This is a genomic window from Streptomyces novaecaesareae (genome assembly GCF_000716875.1).
Classification (GTDB): Bacteria; Actinomycetota; Actinomycetes; order Streptomycetales; family Streptomycetaceae; genus Kitasatospora; species Kitasatospora novaecaesareae.
Window position 1 is genome coordinate 1 of record NZ_JNWQ01000202.1, and the last position, 1,141, is coordinate 1,141.

At 66.7% G+C, this 1,141-nt stretch carries 1 protein-coding gene; it reads right to left on the minus strand.

Translation table 11 applies throughout. The features are described 5' to 3' along the window. Window position 1: 1 nt before the first annotated feature. On the minus strand, window positions 2–1,141 hold a 1,140-nt coding region (locus OP86_RS32485; RefSeq protein ID WP_245231853.1), incomplete at its 5' end, for an acyl-CoA dehydrogenase family protein.

The following is a 1,141-nucleotide window of genomic DNA, read 5'->3' on the forward strand; positions in this document are numbered from 1 at the left end:
GTTACGGCAGGTTGCGGGCCATGACGATGCGCTGGACCTGGTTGGTGCCCTCGTAGATCTGCGTGATCTTCGCGTCCCGCATCATCCGCTCCACCGGGTAGTCCCGCGTGTACCCGTAACCACCCAGCAACTGCACCGCGTCCGTCGTGACCTCCATCGCCACATCCGACGCGAAACACTTCGCCGCCGCACCGAAGAACGTCAGATCCGCATCCCCGCGCTGCGACTTCGCCGCCGCCACGTACGTCATCTGACGCGCCGCCTCCAGCTTCATCGCCATGTCCGCCAGCATGAACTGCACACCCTGGAACTCCGCGATCGCCTTCCCGAACTGCCGGCGCTCCTGCACATAGCCCTTGGCGTAGTCCAGCGCACCCTGCGCGATCCCCACCGCCTGCGCCGCGATCGTCACCCGGGTGTGGTCCAGCGTCTTCATCGCCGTCGCGAAGCCCGTGCCCTCCGCACCGATCATCCGGTCCGCCGGGATCCGCACGTTGTCGAAGTACACCTCACGCGTCGGCGAACCCTTGATCCCGAGCTTCTTCTCCGGCGCACCGAACGACACCCCCTCGTCGCCCTTCTCTACCACGAACGCCGAGATGCCCTTCGACCGCAGCGACGGATCCGTCACCGCCATCACCGTGTAGAACTCCGACACACCCGCGTTGGTGATCCAGCGCTTCACACCGTTCAGCACCCAGAAGTCACCGTCACGCACCGCCCGCGTCTTCATCCCCGCCGCGTCCGAACCCGCCTCCGGCTCCGACAGGCAGTACGAGAACATCCCCTCGCCCCGCGCCAGCGCCCCCAGGTACTTCGCCTTCAACTCCTCCGAACCCGACAACTGCACCGGCAGCGAACCCAGCTTGTTCACCGCCGGGATCAACGAGGACGAGCCGCACACCCGCGCGACCTCCTCGATCACGATCACCGTCGCCAACGCGTCCGCACCCGCACCGCCGTACTCCTCCGGCACGTGCACCGCATGCAGGTCACTGCCCCGCAACGCGTCCAACGCCTCCTGCGGGAACCGCCCCTGCTCGTCCACCTCCGCCGCGAACGGAGCGATCTTCGCCTCGGCCAGCGAACGCACCGCCTCACGAAGCATCTCGTGCTCCTCGGAGATACGGAAGAGATCGAA